Source organism: Streptomyces sp. AM 4-1-1 (assembly GCF_029167625.1).
Taxonomy (GTDB): domain Bacteria; phylum Actinomycetota; class Actinomycetes; order Streptomycetales; family Streptomycetaceae; genus Streptomyces.
The window spans coordinates 894,758-912,099 of the sequence record NZ_CP119145.1; the positions used below are offsets into that span (position 1 = coordinate 894,758).

General features: G+C 71.7%; 19 protein-coding genes. 6 read left to right on the top strand and 13 right to left on the bottom strand.

The window, feature by feature from the left end; translation table 11 throughout:
- Window positions 1-7: 7 nt before the first annotated feature.
- Both PZB75_RS03605 and PZB75_RS03610 read right to left on the bottom strand, forming a co-directional pair.
- Window positions 8-679, bottom strand: coding sequence for a methionine ABC transporter permease (locus tag PZB75_RS03605; protein ID WP_275533828.1), 672 nt, complete (start codon window positions 677-679; stop codon window positions 8-10).
- Entirely contained in the window at window positions 676-1,740 is a 1,065-nt protein-coding gene (locus PZB75_RS03610) for an ATP-binding cassette domain-containing protein (RefSeq protein ID WP_275533829.1), read from the bottom strand. Before PZB75_RS03610 ends, PZB75_RS03605 begins: the two co-directional genes overlap by 4 nt.
- Before the next feature lie 408 nt (window positions 1,741-2,148).
- On the opposite strand from PZB75_RS03610, the gene PZB75_RS03615 reads away from it, so the two are divergent.
- The 3 genes from PZB75_RS03615 to PZB75_RS03625 all read left to right on the top strand — a co-directional run bounded on the left by PZB75_RS03615 (window position 2,149) and on the right by PZB75_RS03625 (window position 3,212).
- On the top strand, window positions 2,149-2,358 hold the full coding sequence (locus PZB75_RS03615) for a hypothetical protein (RefSeq protein WP_275533830.1): 210 nt from the start codon (window positions 2,149-2,151) through the stop codon (window positions 2,356-2,358).
- Between the two features lie 12 nt (window positions 2,359-2,370).
- On the top strand, window positions 2,371-2,730 hold the full coding sequence (locus PZB75_RS03620; protein WP_275533831.1) for a hypothetical protein: 360 nt from the start codon (window positions 2,371-2,373) through the stop codon (window positions 2,728-2,730).
- 101 nt (window positions 2,731-2,831) lie between these two features.
- Window positions 2,832-3,212: a hypothetical protein gene (locus tag PZB75_RS03625; protein WP_275538566.1), complete on the top strand. Its 381-nt coding sequence runs from the start codon at window positions 2,832-2,834 to the stop codon at window positions 3,210-3,212.
- Between the two features lie 124 nt (window positions 3,213-3,336).
- Here PZB75_RS03625 and PZB75_RS03630 read toward each other — a convergent pair whose 3' ends face one another.
- The 3 genes from PZB75_RS03630 to PZB75_RS03640 all read right to left on the bottom strand — a co-directional run bounded on the left by PZB75_RS03630 (window position 3,337) and on the right by PZB75_RS03640 (window position 5,878).
- Entirely contained in the window at window positions 3,337-3,840 is a 504-nt protein-coding gene (locus PZB75_RS03630; RefSeq protein ID WP_275533832.1) for a GNAT family N-acetyltransferase, read from the bottom strand.
- Window positions 3,841-3,877: 37 nt separating this feature from the next.
- The gene (locus tag PZB75_RS03635) at window positions 3,878-4,495 is read right to left on the bottom strand and encodes a sigma-70 family RNA polymerase sigma factor (protein ID WP_275533833.1); all 618 of its coding nucleotides are present in this window, start codon (window positions 4,493-4,495) and stop codon (window positions 3,878-3,880) included.
- Between the two features lie 210 nt (window positions 4,496-4,705).
- A complete protein-coding gene (locus tag PZB75_RS03640) occupies window positions 4,706-5,878 on the bottom strand; it encodes a glycerophosphodiester phosphodiesterase (protein ID WP_275533834.1) in 1,173 nt (390 codons plus the stop codon).
- Window positions 5,879-6,127: 249 nt separating this feature from the next.
- Here PZB75_RS03640 and PZB75_RS03645 point away from each other — a divergent pair, with 249 nt between their 5' ends.
- On the top strand, window positions 6,128-6,799 hold the full coding sequence (locus tag PZB75_RS03645) for a lysophospholipid acyltransferase family protein (protein ID WP_275533835.1): 672 nt from the start codon (window positions 6,128-6,130) through the stop codon (window positions 6,797-6,799).
- A 74-nt stretch (window positions 6,800-6,873) separates the two neighbouring features.
- On the opposite strand, the gene PZB75_RS03650 is transcribed toward PZB75_RS03645, so the two are convergent.
- Window positions 6,874-8,418, bottom strand: coding sequence for an MFS transporter (locus PZB75_RS03650; RefSeq protein WP_275533836.1), 1,545 nt, complete (start codon window positions 8,416-8,418; stop codon window positions 6,874-6,876).
- Window positions 8,415-8,966, bottom strand: coding sequence for a TetR/AcrR family transcriptional regulator (locus PZB75_RS03655; RefSeq protein WP_275533837.1), 552 nt, complete (start codon window positions 8,964-8,966; stop codon window positions 8,415-8,417). Before PZB75_RS03655 ends, PZB75_RS03650 begins: the two co-directional genes overlap by 4 nt.
- A gap of 114 nt (window positions 8,967-9,080) precedes the next feature.
- Between PZB75_RS03655 and PZB75_RS03660 the strand changes: the two genes are divergently transcribed.
- Window positions 9,081-9,620 carry a hypothetical protein gene (locus tag PZB75_RS03660; RefSeq protein WP_275533838.1) on the top strand — a complete coding sequence of 180 codons (540 nt, stop codon included), beginning with the start codon at window positions 9,081-9,083 and terminating at the stop codon, window positions 9,618-9,620.
- 69 nt (window positions 9,621-9,689) lie between these two features.
- Here the strand turns inward: PZB75_RS03660 and argH are convergent, their stop codons facing one another.
- Together argH and PZB75_RS03670 are read right to left on the bottom strand one after the other, a co-directional pair.
- Window positions 9,690-11,123, bottom strand: a complete 1,434-nt coding sequence (gene argH, locus PZB75_RS03665) for an argininosuccinate lyase (RefSeq protein WP_275533839.1) — start codon at window positions 11,121-11,123, stop codon at window positions 9,690-9,692.
- Between the two features lie 108 nt (window positions 11,124-11,231).
- Window positions 11,232-12,425, bottom strand: coding sequence for an argininosuccinate synthase (locus tag PZB75_RS03670; protein WP_275533840.1), 1,194 nt, complete (start codon window positions 12,423-12,425; stop codon window positions 11,232-11,234).
- Window positions 12,426-12,687: 262 nt separating this feature from the next.
- Between PZB75_RS03670 and PZB75_RS03675 the strand changes: the two genes are divergently transcribed.
- Complete coding sequence (locus PZB75_RS03675; protein WP_275538567.1) at window positions 12,688-13,389, top strand: L,D-transpeptidase family protein; 702 nt, start codon at window positions 12,688-12,690, stop codon at window positions 13,387-13,389.
- Window positions 13,390-13,458: 69 nt separating this feature from the next.
- On the opposite strand, the gene PZB75_RS03680 is transcribed toward PZB75_RS03675, so the two are convergent.
- Genes PZB75_RS03680 through argJ form a run of 4 tightly spaced genes read right to left on the bottom strand, consistent with a single transcriptional unit; the run spans window position 13,459 to window position 17,267 of the window.
- The gene (locus tag PZB75_RS03680) at window positions 13,459-13,995 is read right to left on the bottom strand and encodes an arginine repressor (RefSeq protein ID WP_275533841.1); all 537 of its coding nucleotides are present in this window, start codon (window positions 13,993-13,995) and stop codon (window positions 13,459-13,461) included.
- Window positions 13,996-14,020: 25 nt separating this feature from the next.
- Window positions 14,021-15,217, bottom strand: a complete 1,197-nt coding sequence (locus PZB75_RS03685) for an acetylornithine transaminase (protein WP_275533842.1) — start codon at window positions 15,215-15,217, stop codon at window positions 14,021-14,023.
- Window positions 15,214-16,116: an acetylglutamate kinase gene (gene argB, locus PZB75_RS03690; protein ID WP_275533843.1), complete on the bottom strand. Its 903-nt coding sequence runs from the start codon at window positions 16,114-16,116 to the stop codon at window positions 15,214-15,216. Before argB ends, PZB75_RS03685 begins: the two co-directional genes overlap by 4 nt.
- The gene (gene argJ, locus PZB75_RS03695; RefSeq protein WP_275533844.1) at window positions 16,113-17,267 is read right to left on the bottom strand and encodes a bifunctional glutamate N-acetyltransferase/amino-acid acetyltransferase ArgJ; all 1,155 of its coding nucleotides are present in this window, start codon (window positions 17,265-17,267) and stop codon (window positions 16,113-16,115) included. Before argJ ends, argB begins: the two co-directional genes overlap by 4 nt.
- Between the last annotated feature and the right edge of the window lie 75 nt (window positions 17,268-17,342).

Consider the following 17,342-nt stretch of genomic DNA (forward strand, 5'->3'; position numbering starts at 1 on the left):
CAGCGGGTCAGGAGGTGGTCCGGCCGCGGCGGGCCAGCAGGCGTACGGCTCCGTCACCGATCAGCTGGACGACCGTGACGATGACGATCAGCAGCGCGACGGTGATGAGCATGAACTGGTTGTCGAAGCGCTGGAATCCGTAGGTGACGGCCTTGGAGCCGAGCCCTTCGCCGCCGACCGCGCCCGCCATGGCCGAGTAGCCGATGAGGACGATGACGGTGGTGGTGATCCCTGAGATCAGGGAGGGCAGGGCCTGCGGCAGCAGCACCTTGCGGACGATCGTCGGGATCGATCCGCCCATCGACTGGACGGCTTCGACGAGCCCGTGGTCGACCTCGCGGACCGCGGTCTCGACGAGCCGGGCGAAGAACGGGACGGCTCCGACGGCGAGCGGCACGATCATCGCGGTGGGGCCGATGAAGGTACCGACGACCCAGGTGGTGAAGGGGATCAGGGCGATCAGCAGGATGATGAACGGCAACGAGCGGCCGATGTTCACGATCACGCCGACGACCTTGTTGACCACGACGTTCTGGAGCAGTCCGCCCTTGTCGGTGAGGACCAGCAGGACACCGAGGGGGAGGCCGACGAGGACGGTGACGACGGCGGACCAGAGCACCATGTAGAGGGTGTCGACGGTTCCCTGGGTCAGCAGCGGCTGCATTTCGGACCAGGTCACTTCGCTGCCTCCTCGGTGAGCGGGGCGGTGGTCTGTTCGGGGAGGCCCGCGGCGGGGTCCTTGACGACCTCGGCCTGGAGGCCCTGTTCGCGGAGGAAGCCGATCGGTACGACGTTCTCGTCGAAGCCGCCGGGCAGCTCGATGCGCATCCGGCCGATCTGTCTGCCGGCGACGGTGTCCATCGCGGCGCCCAGGATCGAGATGTCGATGTTGTAGGTGCGCGACAGCTGGGAGATGACCGGGCGGCCGGCGGACTCGCCGTGGAAGGTGACGTCGACGACGGTGCGGTCGGGGGCGGAGGCCGTGCCGCCGCCGACGGGGAACAGCGCGTGGGCGAGTTCGGAGCCGGGGGTGGCGAGCAGCTCGCCGACCGTGCCGGACTCGACGACGCGGCCCCGGCGCATCAGCGCGGCCGAGTCGCAGACCGTCTTGACGACGTCCATCTCATGGGTGATGAGCAGCACGGTGAGGCCGAGCTGCTGGTTGAGGTCACGCAGCAGCTGGAGGATGGAGCGGGTGGTGTCCGGGTCGAGGGCGGACGTCGCCTCGTCCGAGAGCAGCACCTTGGGGTCGCCGGCCAGGGCGCGGGCGATGCCGACGCGCTGCTTCTGGCCGCCGGAGAGCTGTCCGGGGTAGGACTTGGCCTTGTCGGCGAGGCCGACGAGGTCGAGGAGTTCGAGGGCCTTGCGGGTGCGGTCCCGGCCGGTGACGCCGAGGATCTCCAGCGGGAGTTCGACGTTGTCCCGGACGGTGCGTGAGGCCAGGAGGTTGAAGTGCTGGAAGACCATGCCGATGCGGCTGCGTGCCTCGCGCAGTTCCTTGCCTGCCCGGCGGCCACGGCCGGCGAGCGCGGTGAGGTCCTGGCCGGCGACGGTCACGGTGCCGGAGGTGGGGCGCTCCAGCAGGTTGACGCAGCGGATCAGGGAGGATTTCCCGGCGCCGCTCTGCCCGATGACGCCGTACACCTCGCCCTCGCGGACGTGCAGGTCGACGCCGTCCAGAGCGGTGACCTCACGGTCGCGCGACTGGTAGACCTTCGTGAGGCCCGTAGTGGTGATCACAGGGGTTTTCCGTCACTGTCGAGTGCGCGGCGCGGGGTCCGCCGGGCACGGGGCATTCGTCTGATGAGACTGTTCGGACGTTCCGACCGGTGGGTCTCGGCACGGCCGGGCGCGGCGGGGCCGGGCGGACGGCACGTGCTCGGGCGGGCTCGCTCCGCTCGACGCGGACGGCACGGCCTCGGTCTCGCTTCGGGGCGTGAGACTCGGGCGGGGGCCCTCAGAAGGCGCGCATTCGACACATACAACGAGCACCGGGCGTCGTGATCGCCTCGGTCGCAAGGGTGCGGCTGCTCGTCGTGGTCATGCGACAAGTAAAACAGACGAAATGCCCCGTCGGAGCCGTCCGTCCGAATAGCGGACACCCGTGGATGGCCGGGCGGCGCGATCCGGCCCACTCGGACGGTCCTGATGCGTAGGGCCGTGACCTGCGCCTGTACGGCGGTACGGGCGGCGGGGGCCGAGGGGCGGGCCGACGCGTCAGGGGCGGGCGCTGTGGCCAAGGCCACGGACGCGGCGCCCGTCGCCCGCCTTGCCGGCGGCCTCGCGGAGGCGCCCGGGGCCCGGTCCGAGCGGGTCCCGCGCACCGGGGGCGCACGCGGCGGGGTGCCCGGCCCGTAATACCCTCGCCTCATGCTTGACGCCCTGACGGTCGCGGTCGCCGTGGCCGCGCTCGCCCTAGCCGCCTGGTGCGGGTTCGCCGCGTACCGGGACCAGCCGACGAAGGACTGGCACTTCATCGGGATGGCCGTGGTCTCGCTGCTGGCGGTGGCACAGCTGGTGGTGGGGATCGTGCGGCTGAGCCGCGGTGAGCGGCCGGAGCAGGGCATGGCGATGTTCCTCGCCTATCTGATCGGTTCTTCCGCGGCCGTGCCCGCGGCCGGTTTCCTGTCGCTCGTCGAGCGGACCCGCTGGGGTTCGGTCACGGTGGCGGCGGGCGCGGTCGTGCTGGCGGTGCTCGAAGTAAGGCTCTACGACATCTGGGGAAACTGACCGTGACCGACACCGATCGCGCCACCGGCTCCGGGGCCACCGCCGATTCCACGGCCTCCGGGACCGTCACCGGTGCCCGTGCGCCGAAGCCCGGCTTCGAGCTGGGGACGGGCCCCGGCCGGGTCCTGGTCTGGTTCTACGGGGTGTTCACCGTGGCCGCCGCCTCCCGGGCGATCGTCCAGATGATCCTGGACTTCGGCCGGGCTCCGCTCGCCTATGTGCTGTCCGCCGTCGCGGCCGTCGTGTACGGCTTCATCACGTACTCGCTGGTGCGCGGCGGGGAGAAGGCCCGCAGGGCGGCGCTGGTCTGCTGCGCCGCCGAGCTGGTGGGGGTGCTGGTCGTCGGCACCTGGACGCTGGTGGAGCCGTCGGCCTTCCGGGACGCCACCGTCTGGTCGGACTTCGGCATGGGTTATGTGTTCATCCCGGTGATCCTTCCGGTCACCGGGATGATCTGGCTGCGCCGGGCCGAGCGCCCGTGACCCGTACCGGCCGGGCGCTCGCGTCCTGCCCTGTCGGCGGAGCACCGGACCGGCGGCGCGCAACGGGTCGAGGCGCCAGCGGTTCAGGCGCCACCGGCCCGGTCGCGGCCGGGCGCCGGCGCGTTCAGGCGCTGGCCGCGAGGGTCTGCGCGGCGCCGTCCTTCTCCAGCAGGATCAGCCGGACGCCGTCCGCGCCCGTGAGGTCGCCCACGGTCGCGTACCCCGCCCGCCGGTAGAGCCGCAGATTGCCCTCGCTGCGGTGGCCGGTGTGCAGCCGGAACCGCTTGGCCGAACGCTCGGCCGCGAGTCCCGACTCCGCCGCCCGCAGCAGTCTGGCGCCGAGGCCGTGCCCCTGGAGCCGGGGGTGGACGCAGAGCTTCCCGATCCGGCCGACGCCGTCCGGGTCGGTGAAGCCGCGGACCGAGCCCACGACTTCCTCGCCGAGCCGTGCCACGTAGACGAGATCCGTGGCCACTTCCTCGCGGACCGATTCGAGGGTCTGGACGAGCGGGTCGATCCGGTAGTTGCCGTACAGCTCCGCCTCGCTCTGAAAGCAGAGGTACTGGAGTTTGAAGATCTGTTCGACGTCCTGAGTGGTCGCCGCCGCGATGATCACACTGGTGCCCATGTGTGCATGCCTCCCGCTCACCTGATCCGCCGGTTGTCTACCGCTCCTTTCCCCGCGGTTCAGGAGCTACAACCTCCGCCGTCAGCATTCTGCGCAGACATCCAAGGCAACGGGAACGGATCGGCCCCAAGCTGCCTTGTGACATACCCAACTTCCCTGCGATTTCGCGGTAGGTCGGATCACCCGGAGCGAGTAGTGCCGAGATCAGCCGGGCGCACCGGTCCGGCAGCCGGCCCACCGCCGCCCGCAGCGCCCTGCGTTCGGCCGCGCCGACGGCGATCCGTTCGGGGCAGTCGGCCGGGTCGGCGGTGATCTCCTCGGTGTACGGGCCCTCGCGGCGGCTCCTGCGGCGGGCGCGGCGCGCCTCCCCGCGTACCGCGCCTCGCACCCAGCGCGCGGTGTCCGACGGCGGTCCCTGCGTCGCGACCCGCTCCAGCAGGCGCAGCCAGACGGCCTGTTCGAGGTCGGCCGGGTCGATCGCCGCCGCCAGGGCCTCTGCCGTCGCCTCGGCGCTGACCAGGGGGCGCAGGGCACGGACGACGGCGTCGGAGGCGGTGGGAGCGGCAGGGGCGGCGGTGAGCGCGGGGGCCGCGCCGGGGGCAGCGGGGAGAACGCCGGGGGCCGCGGGGGCGGTGCCGGGAGCGGGAGGTGTCATGACCCACGCAACGCCCGCCGGGGGCCGCGGGTTGCCGCGTCCCCCGCGGGCCACTCGACCGGGGCACCGGGGGAACGGACGGCTGACGCCCCGCGCTGACGCCCCGTCCGGCCCGGCGGGCCTGACACCCGGCGTCCCGTACCGGAGCCGGGTGTCAGGCCCGCGGGGCCGGACGCCCGCTGCCCTGACGGCGTGCGTCCGCGCCCGCCGTCAGCGTCCGGCGAAGTCCGCCGCGGCGAGCAGCGCGGTGTCCGGGTTGTCGGAGAAGACGCCGTCGATGCCGGTCGCGAAGTACGCCAGCAGCGCGCCGAAGGCGTCCCCGTACGCGTTGGGATCGGTGCCGCGCCTGAAGTCGGCGGGCAGGAAGGTGTTCTCGTTGCGCAGCGTGTACGGGTGGAGGATCAGGCCCTGCGCGTGCGCGTCCCGGACCAGGGTGGTCGGTGTGCCGAGCCGGCCCGACGCGTCCTTGGGGACGATCAGGTCGAGGGTGGGCCCGATGCCGTGGGCGTAGCCCGCCATCCACTTCAGGCCGACGGGCTTCACGAGATCGGCGACGGTGCGGGGATCGCCCGACGCGACGAAGTCCCAGGGCCGCTCCCCCGGGCCCGACAGCAGGACCACGCGCGGGGTGGCGACGAGCTTCGACAGCCGCTGGACGCTGCTCGGTTCGAAGGACTGGAGGATCAGCGGCGACTGCGCGCGGTGGCGCCCGTAGCGGCGCAGCAGCCGGGCCAGGGGCTCTTCGAGGCCCAGCCCGAGACCGCGGAAGTACGTGGGGTGCTTGGTCTCGACGTACAGCCAGACGGGCCTTCCGCGCCTGCGGCCCTCGCGGTCGGCCCAGCGCAGTACCTCCTCGAAGGTGGGGATCTCCCAGCGTCCGTCGTACAGGGTGTTGCGCTGGCGGTTGCCGGGGATGCGCTCCTTGGCGCGCAGCGTCTTGAGTTCGGCGAGCGTGAAGTCCTCGGTGAACCAGCCGGTGAGGGGGACGCCGTCGACCTTCTTGGTGGTCCTGCGGTTCGCGAACCCGGGGTGGGCGGCGACATCGGTGGTGGCGGTGATGTCGTTCTCGTGGCGGCAGACGAGATGGCCGTCCTTGGTGGGGACGACGTCCTGCTCGATGATGTGCGCGCCCATGTCGAGGGCCGCCTGGTACGAGCCGATGGTGTGCTCCGGGCGGTATCCGGCGGCGCCCCGGTGGCCGATGACGGTCGGCACCGGCAGGTCGAGCCGGAAGCCGTGGCCGTGCCCCGGGCCGTCCGCGCCCCGGCCGGGCCGGGGCTCCGCCGCGCTCGCCGTGCCGGGCAGTCCGAGGGCCGCGGTGCCGAGGGCGGCGGCCCCCAGGAGGGCCCGCCGTCCGGGGTTCGCCTGTGCGCGCTCTGCCATGGATACTCCTCGGGTGTGCGGTCCGTCGTGTGCCGGGCGAGGCCCGAGCGTAGGGCGCCGGGCCCGTCCGCCGGGGTCCTTCCGGACGAACATGCCGCAAACACACGTCAACACCGCGTATCCGTACCGTGAACCCGATGTGCGATCCACGGGTACCCGCGAGTATCGTCCTCACCTGCGCGACACGCACCATCACTCGAACCGCAGACCCTCGCCCCGGCCGGCTCGGCCACGACACCGGAGGAACCGTTGTCCCGACACGCGTTCATCAAGGCAGTGCTCGGACCGATTCTGCGCCTGATGTTCCGGCCACAGGTCGAGGGCGTCCAGAACATCCCCGGGTCCGGGCCGGTGATTCTGGCGGGCAACCACCTGACGTTCATCGACTCGATGATCATGCCGATCTGCTGCGACCGGCCGGTGTTCTTCATCGGCAAGGACGAGTACGTCACCGGCAAGGGCGTCAAGGGCCGGCTGATGGCGTGGTTCTTCAGCGGCTGCGGCATGATCCCGGTGGACCGGGACGGCGGGCGCGGCGGGGTCGCGGCGCTGATGACGGGCCGTCGGGTGCTGGAGGAGGGCGGCGCGTTCGCCATCTACCCGGAGGGCACCCGCTCGCCCGACGGACGGCTCTACCGGGGCCGTACGGGCATCGCGCGGCTGACGCTGATGACCGGCGCCCCCGTCATCCCGTTCGCGATGATCGGCACGGACAAGCTCCAGCCGGGCGGTGCGGGTCTGCCCCGGCCGGGCAAGGTGACGGTCAGGTTCGGTGAGCCGATGGAGTTCTCGCGGTACGAGGGCATGGACCGCGACCGCTATGTGCTGCGGGCGGTGACCGACTCGGTGATGGCCGAGGTGATGCGGCTGTCGGGCCAGGAGTACGTCGACGTCTACGCCACCAAGGCGAAGGCCGCCTGAGCCGGGCACGCACGCGCAGGACATGGGTGAGGGCCCGTACCCCGGCCGGGGTGCGGGCCCTCACCCATGGGACTTCAGGGGTGTTCCACGCCGTCCTCCAGCTTCTGTCCGCGCAGCAGGAACCAGGCCGCGACGGCCGTCGCGAGCAGCACCACCGCCCCGGCGCCCGCCGCGAGCCGAAGTCCGTCCACGAACGCGTCCTGTGCCGCCGCCATCAGCGCCGCCCCCTCCTTGGCGGGGAGCGCGGCGGCCGCTTCCACCGCGCCGCCCAGGGACTCGTGGGCCGCGACGGAGGTCGGGGCGGGGACGCCGGCCGGTGAGGCGAAGTCCTGATAGACGCCGGTGACGATGGAACCGAGCAGGGCGATGCCGAGAGCCGCCCCCAGTTCGTACGCCGTCTCGGAGACCGCCGAGGCCGAGCCCGCCTGCTCCTTCGGCACGCTGGACAGAATGACGTCCGCGGTCACGGTGAAGGCGAAGCCCGCGCCGACACCGACGACCAGGAGCACCCCGCCGAGCAGCGGGTAGCCGGTCTCCTTGCTGAGCACGGTGAGGGCGGCGAGGGCCAGGCCGATCGCGCCGAGCCCGCCGCCCACCACGGACCGCACGGAGAAGCGGCGGGCCGTGATGCCGGCCAGCAGCCCCGCGGTCACCGCGCCGACGGCCGCGGGCAGTTCGGCGAGTCCCGCCTCCAGCGGTCCGCGTCCCTGGACCAGTTGCAGGTACTGGGAGAGGAAGAAGACCAGGCCGGACAGGCCAAGGATCGTCAGCAGGTCGGCGAGGACGGCGCCGGAGAAGCCCCGGTGGTGGAAGAGCCGCATGTCCAGGAGGGGCGCGGGCAGCCTCAGCTGACGGCGTACGAACCAGGCCAGCGCGGCCACCCCGATGACGGCCGAGGCGCCGACCTGCCAGCTCGCGCCATGGGCGGCCACCTCCTTGACCGCGTACACCACGCCGATCATGCCGATGAGCGACAGCGCCACGCTGGGCAGGTCCCAGGGGCCGGGCGCCGGGTTCTTCGACTCGGGGATCAGCTTGATGCCGACCAACACGAGGACCGCCATGACCGGCAGGTTGATGAGGAAGACCGAACCCCACCAGAAGTGCTGGAGGAGGAATCCGCCGACGACGGGTCCGACGGCCGCGCCCGCCGACGCCATGGCGCCCCAGATGCCGATGGCGAAACTGCGCTCGCGCGGATCGTGGAAGAGGTTGCGGATCAGGGCCAGCGTCGACGGCATCAGGGTGGCGCCCGCGACACCGAGCAGCGCGCGGGCCAGGATCATCATCTCGGGACTGGTGGCGTACGCGTTGAGCGCGGAGACCGCTCCGAAGGCCAGCGCCCCGGTGAGCAGCAGCTTCTTGCGGCCGATGCGGTCACCGAGGCTGCCCATCGAGACGAGGAGTCCGGCGATGACGAAGGAGTAGACGTCGCCGATCCAGAGCAGCTGGGTGCCGGAGGGTTTCAGGTCCTCGCTGAGGAACGGGGTGGCGAGGCCGAGCACGGTGGCGTCGACGGCCACCAGCAGTACGGCCAGCACGAGGACGGCCAGGGCGATCCACCGCCCGGGCCCGCGTACCTCGTCCGGGGTGTCGGTGGCTGTGTCGGTGCTCGTCATTTCTCCACGCTCCGGCGTGCTCCGCCGAGCAGCAACTCGGTGATCATGTAGGGGAAGTCCTGCGCGGCGACCCGGCCGGCCTGAACGGCCCAGGCTCCGGTGCCGATGAGCCCGTAGAGGGCTTCGGTCAGCCAGGCGGGGGTGAGGTCGATCCGGAACTCGCCGCGCTCCTGGCCCCGCCGGAAGAAGGCGGCGACCCGGGCGTCGAGCCGGCCCCAGCCCTCGTTGACCTCGTCGCCCTCGAAGAGCTGGTTCTCGGTGATGAGGAACGACAGCAGTCCGGCGCCCGGTTCGACGGCGACGACCAGCCTGCGCAGCGCCTCCTCCGAGGTGCCCTCGTCGAGGGCGGCGGCGTCGAGAGCCGCTTCGAACTCCTGGATGCCCAGCTCTTCCAACGCCCTGACCAGCGCTTCGCGTCCCGCGAAGTGGCGGTGCAGGGTGGCGCGGCCGATGCCCGCCGCCCTGGCGACCTCGTCCATGGTGGCGGTCGATCTGTGGGTCAGGAGAACCGCGGCGCTGCGCAGCACCTGCGCACGGTCGAATGTCATGAGACGAACCTAGCTCACTTGAGACACAATCGTCTCATCATTCTCGGCGTCCTCCTTCGCCCCTGCCGCCCCTGGTTCATCCCGTCCGGCCGGTGAGGAGAGGAGCATGTGACCATGAAGCCGCTTCTGCTGCTCGACATCGACGGTCCGCTCAATCCGTACGCGGCGCCGGCGCGCCGGCAGCCGCCGCAGGGGTACGTCAGGCACATCACCCGCCCCGCCGGATGGCCCCACGGCACCCTGCCGGTGCTCCTCGCCCCCGCGCACGGCGACGAACTGCGGGCCCTCTCGGACCGGTACGAACTGGTCTGGGCGACGACCTGGAAGGAAGAGGCCAACGAGTGGATCGGGCCACGGATCGGCCTGCCGCCGCTGCCGTGGATCGAGTGGCCCGCGATGCACGCCGTCCGGCCCGACGGGACGTACTGGAAGACGCGGTACGTCGTCGAGTACGCGGCCGGGCGGCCGTTCGCATGGGTCGACGACGAGATCACCGCGCTGGACCGGGAATGGGTCGCCGCCCATCACCAGGCCGGGTCCCTGCTCCTGCGGATCGACCCGGGAGTGGGGCTGGTACGGGCGGACTTCGTCACGCTCGCCGAGTGGGTCGCGGGCCGGGGGGCGGCCGGCGCGGTACGAGGGCCGGGGGCGTGACCGGCGGGCCGGCCCCGTCGCACCGCCGGATGCGGGGTCCCGGCCGCTACGCCCCTCGGTCTTCCTCGGTCAGCCGCGGGCGGACGCCCAGGCGTGCTGGGCGGCCAGGTCCCGCTTGACCTCGGCGAGCTGGACGGCGACCGCCGAAGGGGCCGTACCGCCGCGGCCGTCGCGGGAGGCGAGGGCGCCCGGCACGTCGAGGACCGTGCGGACCTCGGGGGTCAGATGCTCGGAGATCTTCGCGAACTGCTCGTCGGTCAGCTCGTCCAGCTCGATGCCGTGCTGCTCGCACTCCTTGACGCACTCGCCCGCGACCTCGTGCGCCACCCGGAACGGCACGCCCTGCTTGACCAGCCATTCGGCGATGTCGGTGGCGAGCGAGAAACCGGCCGGGGCCAGTTCCTCCATCCGGGCGCGGTTGACGGTGAGGGTGGCCATCATTCCGGTGAAGGCGGGGAGCAGGACCTCCAGCTGGTCGCAGGAGTCAAAGACGGGCTCCTTGTCCTCCTGGAGGTCCCGGTTGTACGCGAGCGGCAGGGCCTTCAGTGTCGCCAGCAGACCCGTCAGATTGCCGATGAGACGCCCGGACTTGCCCCGGGCCAGCTCGGCGATGTCCGGGTTCTTCTTCTGCGGCATGATCGACGAACCGGTGGAGAAGGCGTCGTGCAGGGTGACGAAGGAGAACTCCTTCGTGTTCCACAGGATGATCTCCTCCGCGATCCGGGAGAGGTTGACACCGGTCATCGCGGTGATGAAGGCGAACTCAGCGACGAAGTCGCGCGACGCCGTCCCGTCGATGGAGTTGGCCACCGATCCGCGCTCGAAGCCCAGGTCCGCGGCGACCGCCTCCGGGTCGAGCCCCAGGGACGAGCCGGCCAGCGCGCCCGAGCCGTACGGCGAGACGGCCGTGCGCTCGTCCCACTGCCGCAGCCGCTCCGCGTCCCGGGAGAGGGACTGGACATGGGCCAGGACGTGGTGGGCGAAGAGGACGGGCTGCGCGTGCTGGAGGTGCGTGCGCCCCGGCATGGCCACGTCCGGGTGGGCCTCGGCGAGCCCGACCAGGGCGTCCTGGAGCTCGGCGACCAGCCCGCCGATGATCCGGGCGTGATCACGCAGGTACATCCGGAAGAGGGTGGCGACCTGGTCGTTGCGGGACCGGCCGGCGCGGAGCTTGCCGCCGAGGTCCGGGCCGAGGCGTTCCAGCAGACCGCGCTCCAGCGCGGTGTGGACGTCCTCGTCGGCGACAGTGCCGGTGAAGGAGCCGTCGGCGACGTCCGCCTGGAGCTGGTCGAGCCCGGCGGTCATCCGGGCCAGTTCGTCGTCGGTGAGCAGGCCCGCCTTGTTCAGGGCGCGCGCGTGGGCGCGGGAGCCGGCGATGTCGTACGGCGCGAGCCGCCAGTCGAAGTGGACGGAGGCGGACAGCTTGGCCAGCGCCTCGGCCGGACCGTCGGCGAAACGGCCGCCCCAGAGGCGTACGTCGCTGTTGCCGGTGCCGTTGCTCACTGCGTGCTCCTCAGCAGACAAGAGGTGGATGTGCGACCGCCTCCCCGCGCGGATGACCGGGGAGGCGGTGACGGACTGTCCGGTACGCGGGTACCGGCGGCGCGCGTGTTACGCGAGGTCGCGCTTGGCCGCGATCTTCGAGGAGAGGCCGAAGATCTCGATGAAGCCCTGCGCCTTGGACTGGTCGAAGGTGTCGCCCGAGTCGTAGGTGGCGAGGTTGAAGTCGTACAGCGACTGCTCGGACTTCCGGCCGGTGACCACGGCGCGGCCCGCGTGCAGGGTCATCCGGATGTCACCGGTGACGTGCTGGTTCGCCTCGTTGATGAAGCCGTCCAGGGCGCGCTTGAGCGGGGAGAACCACAGGCCGTCGTAGACCAGCTCGCCCCAGCGCTGCTCGACCTGCCGCTTGTAGCGGGCCAGCTCGCGCTCCACGGTGACGTTCTCCAGCTCCTGGTGGGCGGTGATCAGGGCGATCGCGCCGGGCGCCTCGTACACCTCGCGGGACTTGATGCCCACGAGCCGGTCCTCGACGATGTCGATCCGGCCGATGCCCTGGGCGCCCGCCCGCTCGTTGAGCTGCTGGATCGCCTGCAGGACGGTGACGGGCTTGCCGTCGACGGCGACCGGGACGCCCTCCTTGAACGAGATGACGACCTCGTCGGCCTCGCGGGGCGTGGCCGGGTCCGAGGTGTACTCGTAGATGTCCTCGATCGGGGCGTTCCAGATGTCCTCCAGGAAGCCCGTCTCGACGGCGCGCCCGAAGACGTTCTGGTCGATGGAGTACGGGGACTTCTTGGTGGTCGCGATCGGGAGGTTCTTCTCCTCGCAGAAGGCGATCGCCTTGTCGCGCGTCATCGCGTAGTCACGGACCGGGGCGATGCACTTCAGATCGGGACCGAGGGCGGAGATGCCGGCCTCGAAGCGGACCTGGTCGTTGCCCTTGCCCGTGCAGCCGTGGGCGACGATGCCCGCGCCGTGCTTGTTCGCGGCGGCGACGAGGTGCTTGACGATGGTCGGCCGGGAGAGCGCCGAGACCAGCGGGTAACGGTCCATGTAGAGGGCGTTGGCCTTGATCGCCGGGAGGCAGTAGCCCTCGGCGAACTCGTCCTTGGCGTCCGCGACCTCGGCCTCGACGGCGCCGCAGGCGAGCGCGCGCTTGCGGATGACGTCCAGGTCCTCTCCGCCCTGGCCGACGTCCACGGCGACGGCGATGACCTCGGCGCCCGTCTCCTCGGCGATCCAGCCGATGGCGACGGAGGTGTCCAGGCCGCCCGAGTAGGCGAGTACGACGCGCTCGGTCACGGGTTTCTCCTTACGGTCCAATCACTGATGGGTATAACTATGCAAGCCTCTGTATGGTTTGTCAAAGCTGCTGCTCAGGCGGGCGGCACGGGCCGTACGCGCTCGGCCGCGCCCCTTCCAGGACGCCGTGTCCCGCGGCCCGGAACCACCGGTCCGCCGATCGCGCGGCGACGACGATCGCGCCGGGTGAGTCCACTGGGCCGTACGGAGCAGCTTCGCGGGGCGGGCGCGCGGTGGCGTGCGTAGCGTCGCGGTCATGCGCATGCGTGGAACTCTGATGACCGGATTCGTCCTGCTCGCCCTGGCGGGCTCCGTCGCGGCCCGGCCGGCCGAACCGGCGCCGCTGCCGGAACGGATGGTCGACACGGGCGGCGGTACGCAGCTGATCACCGCCGAGGCGGCGGACACCGCGGCCACCACCGGGACCGTCACCTGGTGGAGCCTGCGTGCCGACGGCTGGACGCGGGTGGGATCGGCGCCCGCGCGGTTCGGCGAGGGCGGGCTGGTCGAGGGCGAACGGCGGGAGCAGGGCACCGGGACCACCCCCACCGGTCTGTTCGGCCTGCCGTACGCGTTCGGTGTCGACGCGGCCCCGGCCGGCATCCGCTATCCGTACCGCCGCGCCGACGACCGCTCGTGGTGGTGCGAGGACAACGAGGCCCGTGCCTACAACCGCTGGGTGGAACCGCTGCCCGCGGACTGCCGGGCGAGCGAGGCGGAGCACCTGACCGACTACCCGACGCAGTACGCCCACGCGTTCGTGATCGGCTTCAACTACGACCGTCCGGTGCGCGGCCGGGGCGCCGGGATCTTCCTCCATGTGAACGGGCACGGGGCGACGGCCGGCTGTGTGTCCGTACCGGCCGAGGCGCTGGACCGGATCATGGAGTGGGCCGAGCCGGGGCGGGCCCCGCACATCGCGATCGGCACCACCACGGGGCCGACGGCGATCACCCGCTACTGAGCCTGGGCCCACCGGCTCCGGCCGGGCCGCTGCCCCGGTCGCGGCGGCCCGGCCCGCCGCCCCGGCGCCTCAGCGGTCGTTCTGCGCCAGCCGCAGCAGGTGCTCCGAGAGCGCCTGCCCGCCCACCGGGTCGCGACTGATCAGCATCAGCGTGTCGTCGCCCGCGATGGTCCCCAGGATGTCCTGGAGTTCCGCCTGGTCGATGGCGGAGGCCAGGAACTGGGCCGCGCCCGGCGGTGTCCGGAGCACGACGAGATTGGCCGACGCCTCCGCCGAGATGAGGAGTTCCGCGGAGAGTCGGCGCATCCGCTCCTCCTTCGCGGACTCGCCGAGCGGGGCCTGCGGGGTGCGGAATCCGCCCTCGCTGGGCACCGCGTAGATCAGCTCGCCTCCGGTGTTGCGGATCTTCACCGCGCCCAGTTCGTCGAGGTCCCGGGAGAGCGTCGCCTGGGTGACGCTCAGCCCGTCGTCGGCCAGGAGCTTGGCCAGCTGACTCTGCGAGCGCACCGGCTGCCGGTTCAGGATGTCCACGATCCGGCGGTGGCGCGCCGTGCGGGTCTGCGGCACGGACTGTCCTCCGTGCTCGGTCTCCTGCGTCTCGGTCATCTTCGTCGCCTCCATCTCCGGAGGGTCATGCCCCGGATCGTCCGTCCCCGTGTGCGGTGTCGAGGACGCCGGGCACGGTCCGCAGGAACGCGTCCACCTCCGTGTCGCCGATGATCAGCGGGGGCATCAGCCGTACGACATCGGGGGCGGGCGCGTTCACCAGGAGTCCGGCGTCCTGAGCCGCCTGCTGCACCTGGTGTGCGCGGGGCTCGGTGAGCACGATACCCAGCAGCAGTCCGGCGCCCCGGACGTGGGAGACCAGCGGGTGTCCCAGTCCTTCCACACCGTCGCGGATCTTCTCGCCGAGCCGCTTCACCTCGTCGAGCGCGCCGTCGGCGGAGAGGGTGTCCAGGACCGCGAGCCCGGCGGCGCAGGCGATCGGGTTGCCGCCGAACGTCGAGCCGTGGTGGCCGGGCTTCAGCAGCTCGGCCGCCGCGCCGAACGCGACGGTGGCGCCGATCGGCAGTCCGCCGCCGAGTCCCTTGGCGAGCGTGACCACGTCGGGCTCGACCCCTTGGTGGGCCTGGTGCTCGAACCACTGGCCGCACCGGCCGATGCCGGTCTGCACCTCGTCGAGCACCAGCAGGGTGCCGGTCGCCCGGGTGATCTCCCGGGCGGCCTCCAGATAGCCCTCGGGCGGGACGACGACGCCGGCCTCGCCCTGGATCGGTTCGATGATCAGCAGGGCGGTGTCGCTGGTGACCGCGGCCCGGAGGGCCGCCACATCGCCGTACGGGACATGCGTGACGTCGCCGGGCAACGGCAGGAACGGCTCACGCTTCGACGGCTGGCCGGTGAGGGCGAGCGATCCCGTGGTGCGGCCGTGGAAACCTCCGACGGTGGCGACCATGTGCGTACGCCCGGTCAGCCGGCCGATCTTGAAGACGGCCTCGTTGGCCTCGGCGCCCGAGTTGGAGAAGTAGACCCGGCCGGTCCGGCCGAACAGCTGGAGCAGCCGTTCGCCGAGGGCGACCGGAGGTTCGGCGATGAACAGGTTGGAGACATGGCCGAGGGAGGCGATCTGCGTGGAGACGGCCTCGACGACGGCCGGGTGGGCGTGGCCCAGGGCGTTCACCGCGATGCCGCCGACGAAGTCGAGGTATTCGGCGCCGTCGGCGTCCCAGACCCTGGCGCCCGCTCCGCGCACCAGGGAGAGCCGCGGGGTGCCGTAGTTGTCCATCAGCGCGTTCTGCCAGCGCTGCGAGAGTTCCGCGTTGCTCATCGTTCCCCCTGTCCGTCCGGCACGACCATCGTGCCGATTCCCTCATCGGTGAAGATCTCCAGCAGGATCGAGTGCTGGACCCGGCCGTCGATGACGCGGGCGGTCTCCACGCCGTTGCGCACGGCGAAGAGGCAGCCCTCCATCTTGGGCACCATGCCGCTGGAGAGGTCCGGCAGCAGTTTCTCCAGTTCGGTCGCGGTGAGCCGGCTGATCACGTCGTCGCTGTTCGGCCAGTCCTCGTACAGGCCCTCGACGTCGGTGAGGACCATCAGCGTCGCGGCGTCCAGCGCGGCGGCGAGCGCGGCGGCGGCGGTGTCGGCGTTGACGTTGTAGACGTGTCCGTCGTCGGCGGAGCGGGCGATGGAGGAGACGACGGGGATACGGCCGTCATCGAGCAGCGCCTGGACGGCGCCCGTGTCGATCGCCGTGATCTCGCCGACCCGGCCGATGTCGACGGGCTCGCCGTCTATCACCGGGCGGTGCTGGACCGCGGTGATCGTGCGGGCGTCCTCGCCGGTCATGCCGACGGCGAGCGGGCCGTGCTGGTTCAGCAGGCCGACCAGTTCGCGCTGGACCTGTCCGGCCAGCACCATCCGTACGACGTCCATCGCCTCGGGCGTGGTGACCCGCAGCCCGGCCTTGAACTCGCTGACCAGGCCCTGTTTGTCGAGCTGGGCGCTGATCTGCGGCCCGCCGCCGTGCACGACGACGGGCTTGAGTCCGGCCTGGCGCAGGAAGACGACGTCCTGGGCGAAGGCCGCCTTCAGCTCCTCGTCGACCATGGCGTTCCCGCCGAACTTGATGACGACGGTCTTGCCGTTGTGCCGGGTGAGCCAGGGCAGTGCCTCGATGAGGATCTGTGCCTTCGGCAGCGCGGTGTGCTTGCGTGCGGCGCTCATGAGCTGTACGCGCTGTTCTCGTGGACGTAGTCCGCAGTGAGGTCGTTGGCCCAGATCACCACGGACTCGGTGCCCGCGGAGAGGTCGGCGGTGATCCGCACCTCGCGGTAACGCATGTCGACGAGGTCACGGTCCTCGCCGACGCTGCCGTCGCGGCACACCCAGACGTCGTTGATGGCGACGTTCAGCCGGTCGGGCTCGAAGGCGGCGCCGGTCGTACCGATCGCGGAGAGGACCCGGCCCCAGTTGGGGTCCTCACCGTGGATGGCGCACTTGAGGAGGTTGTTACGGGCGATGGAGCGGCCCACCTCCAGGGCGTCGTCCTCGTCGGCCGCGCCCACGACCTCGATCCGGATGTCCTTGGAGGCTCCCTCGGCGTCGCCGATGAGCTGGCGGGCGAGGTCGGCGCAGACGGCCCGTACCGCTTCGGCGAACACGTCCTCCTCCGGGGTGATCCCGGAGGCGCCGGAGGCGAGCAGCAGCACGGTGTCGTTGGTCGACATGCAGCCGTCGGAGTCGATGCGGTCGAAGGTGGTACGGGTCGCGGCGCGCAGCGCGGTGTCGAGCGCGGGGGCGTCGACGTCGGCGTCGGTGGTGAGGACGACGAGCATGGTCGCGAGGCCGGGGGCGAGCATGCCCGCGCCCTTGGCCATGCCGCCGACGGTCCATCCCTCACCGCCCGCGACCGCCGTCTTGTGGACGGTGTCGGTGGTCTTGATGGCGATGGCGGCCTTCTCGCCGCCGTGCTCGCTCAGCGCCTCGGCGGCCCGCTCGATACCGGTCAGGAGCTTGTCCATCGGCAGCCGCACGCCGATGAGCCCGGTCGACGCGACGGCGATCTCCCCCGCGCTGTGGCCGGTGAGGACGTCGGCCACCTTCTCCGCGGTGGCGTGGGTGTCCTGGAAGCCCTGTGGGCCCGTACAGGCGTTGGCGCCACCGGAGTTGAGGATGACGGCGGTCACCTCGCCGCCCTTGATCACCTGCTCCGACCACAGGACGGGTGCGGCCTTGACGCGGTTGGAGGTGAAGACGCCGGCGGCGGCGCGACGCGGCCCGTGGTTGACCACGAGGGCCAGGTCCGGGCTTCCGCTCTCCTTGATCCCGGCGGCGATGCCCGCCGCCGTGAATCCCTGTGCTGCCGTGACGCTCACTGCATCTCCTTGTTCACGCCGCCGGGGTGGCGGCTGTGGTCGCTGCCGGTCTCGCTGCCCCGCGGCCGGACGGCC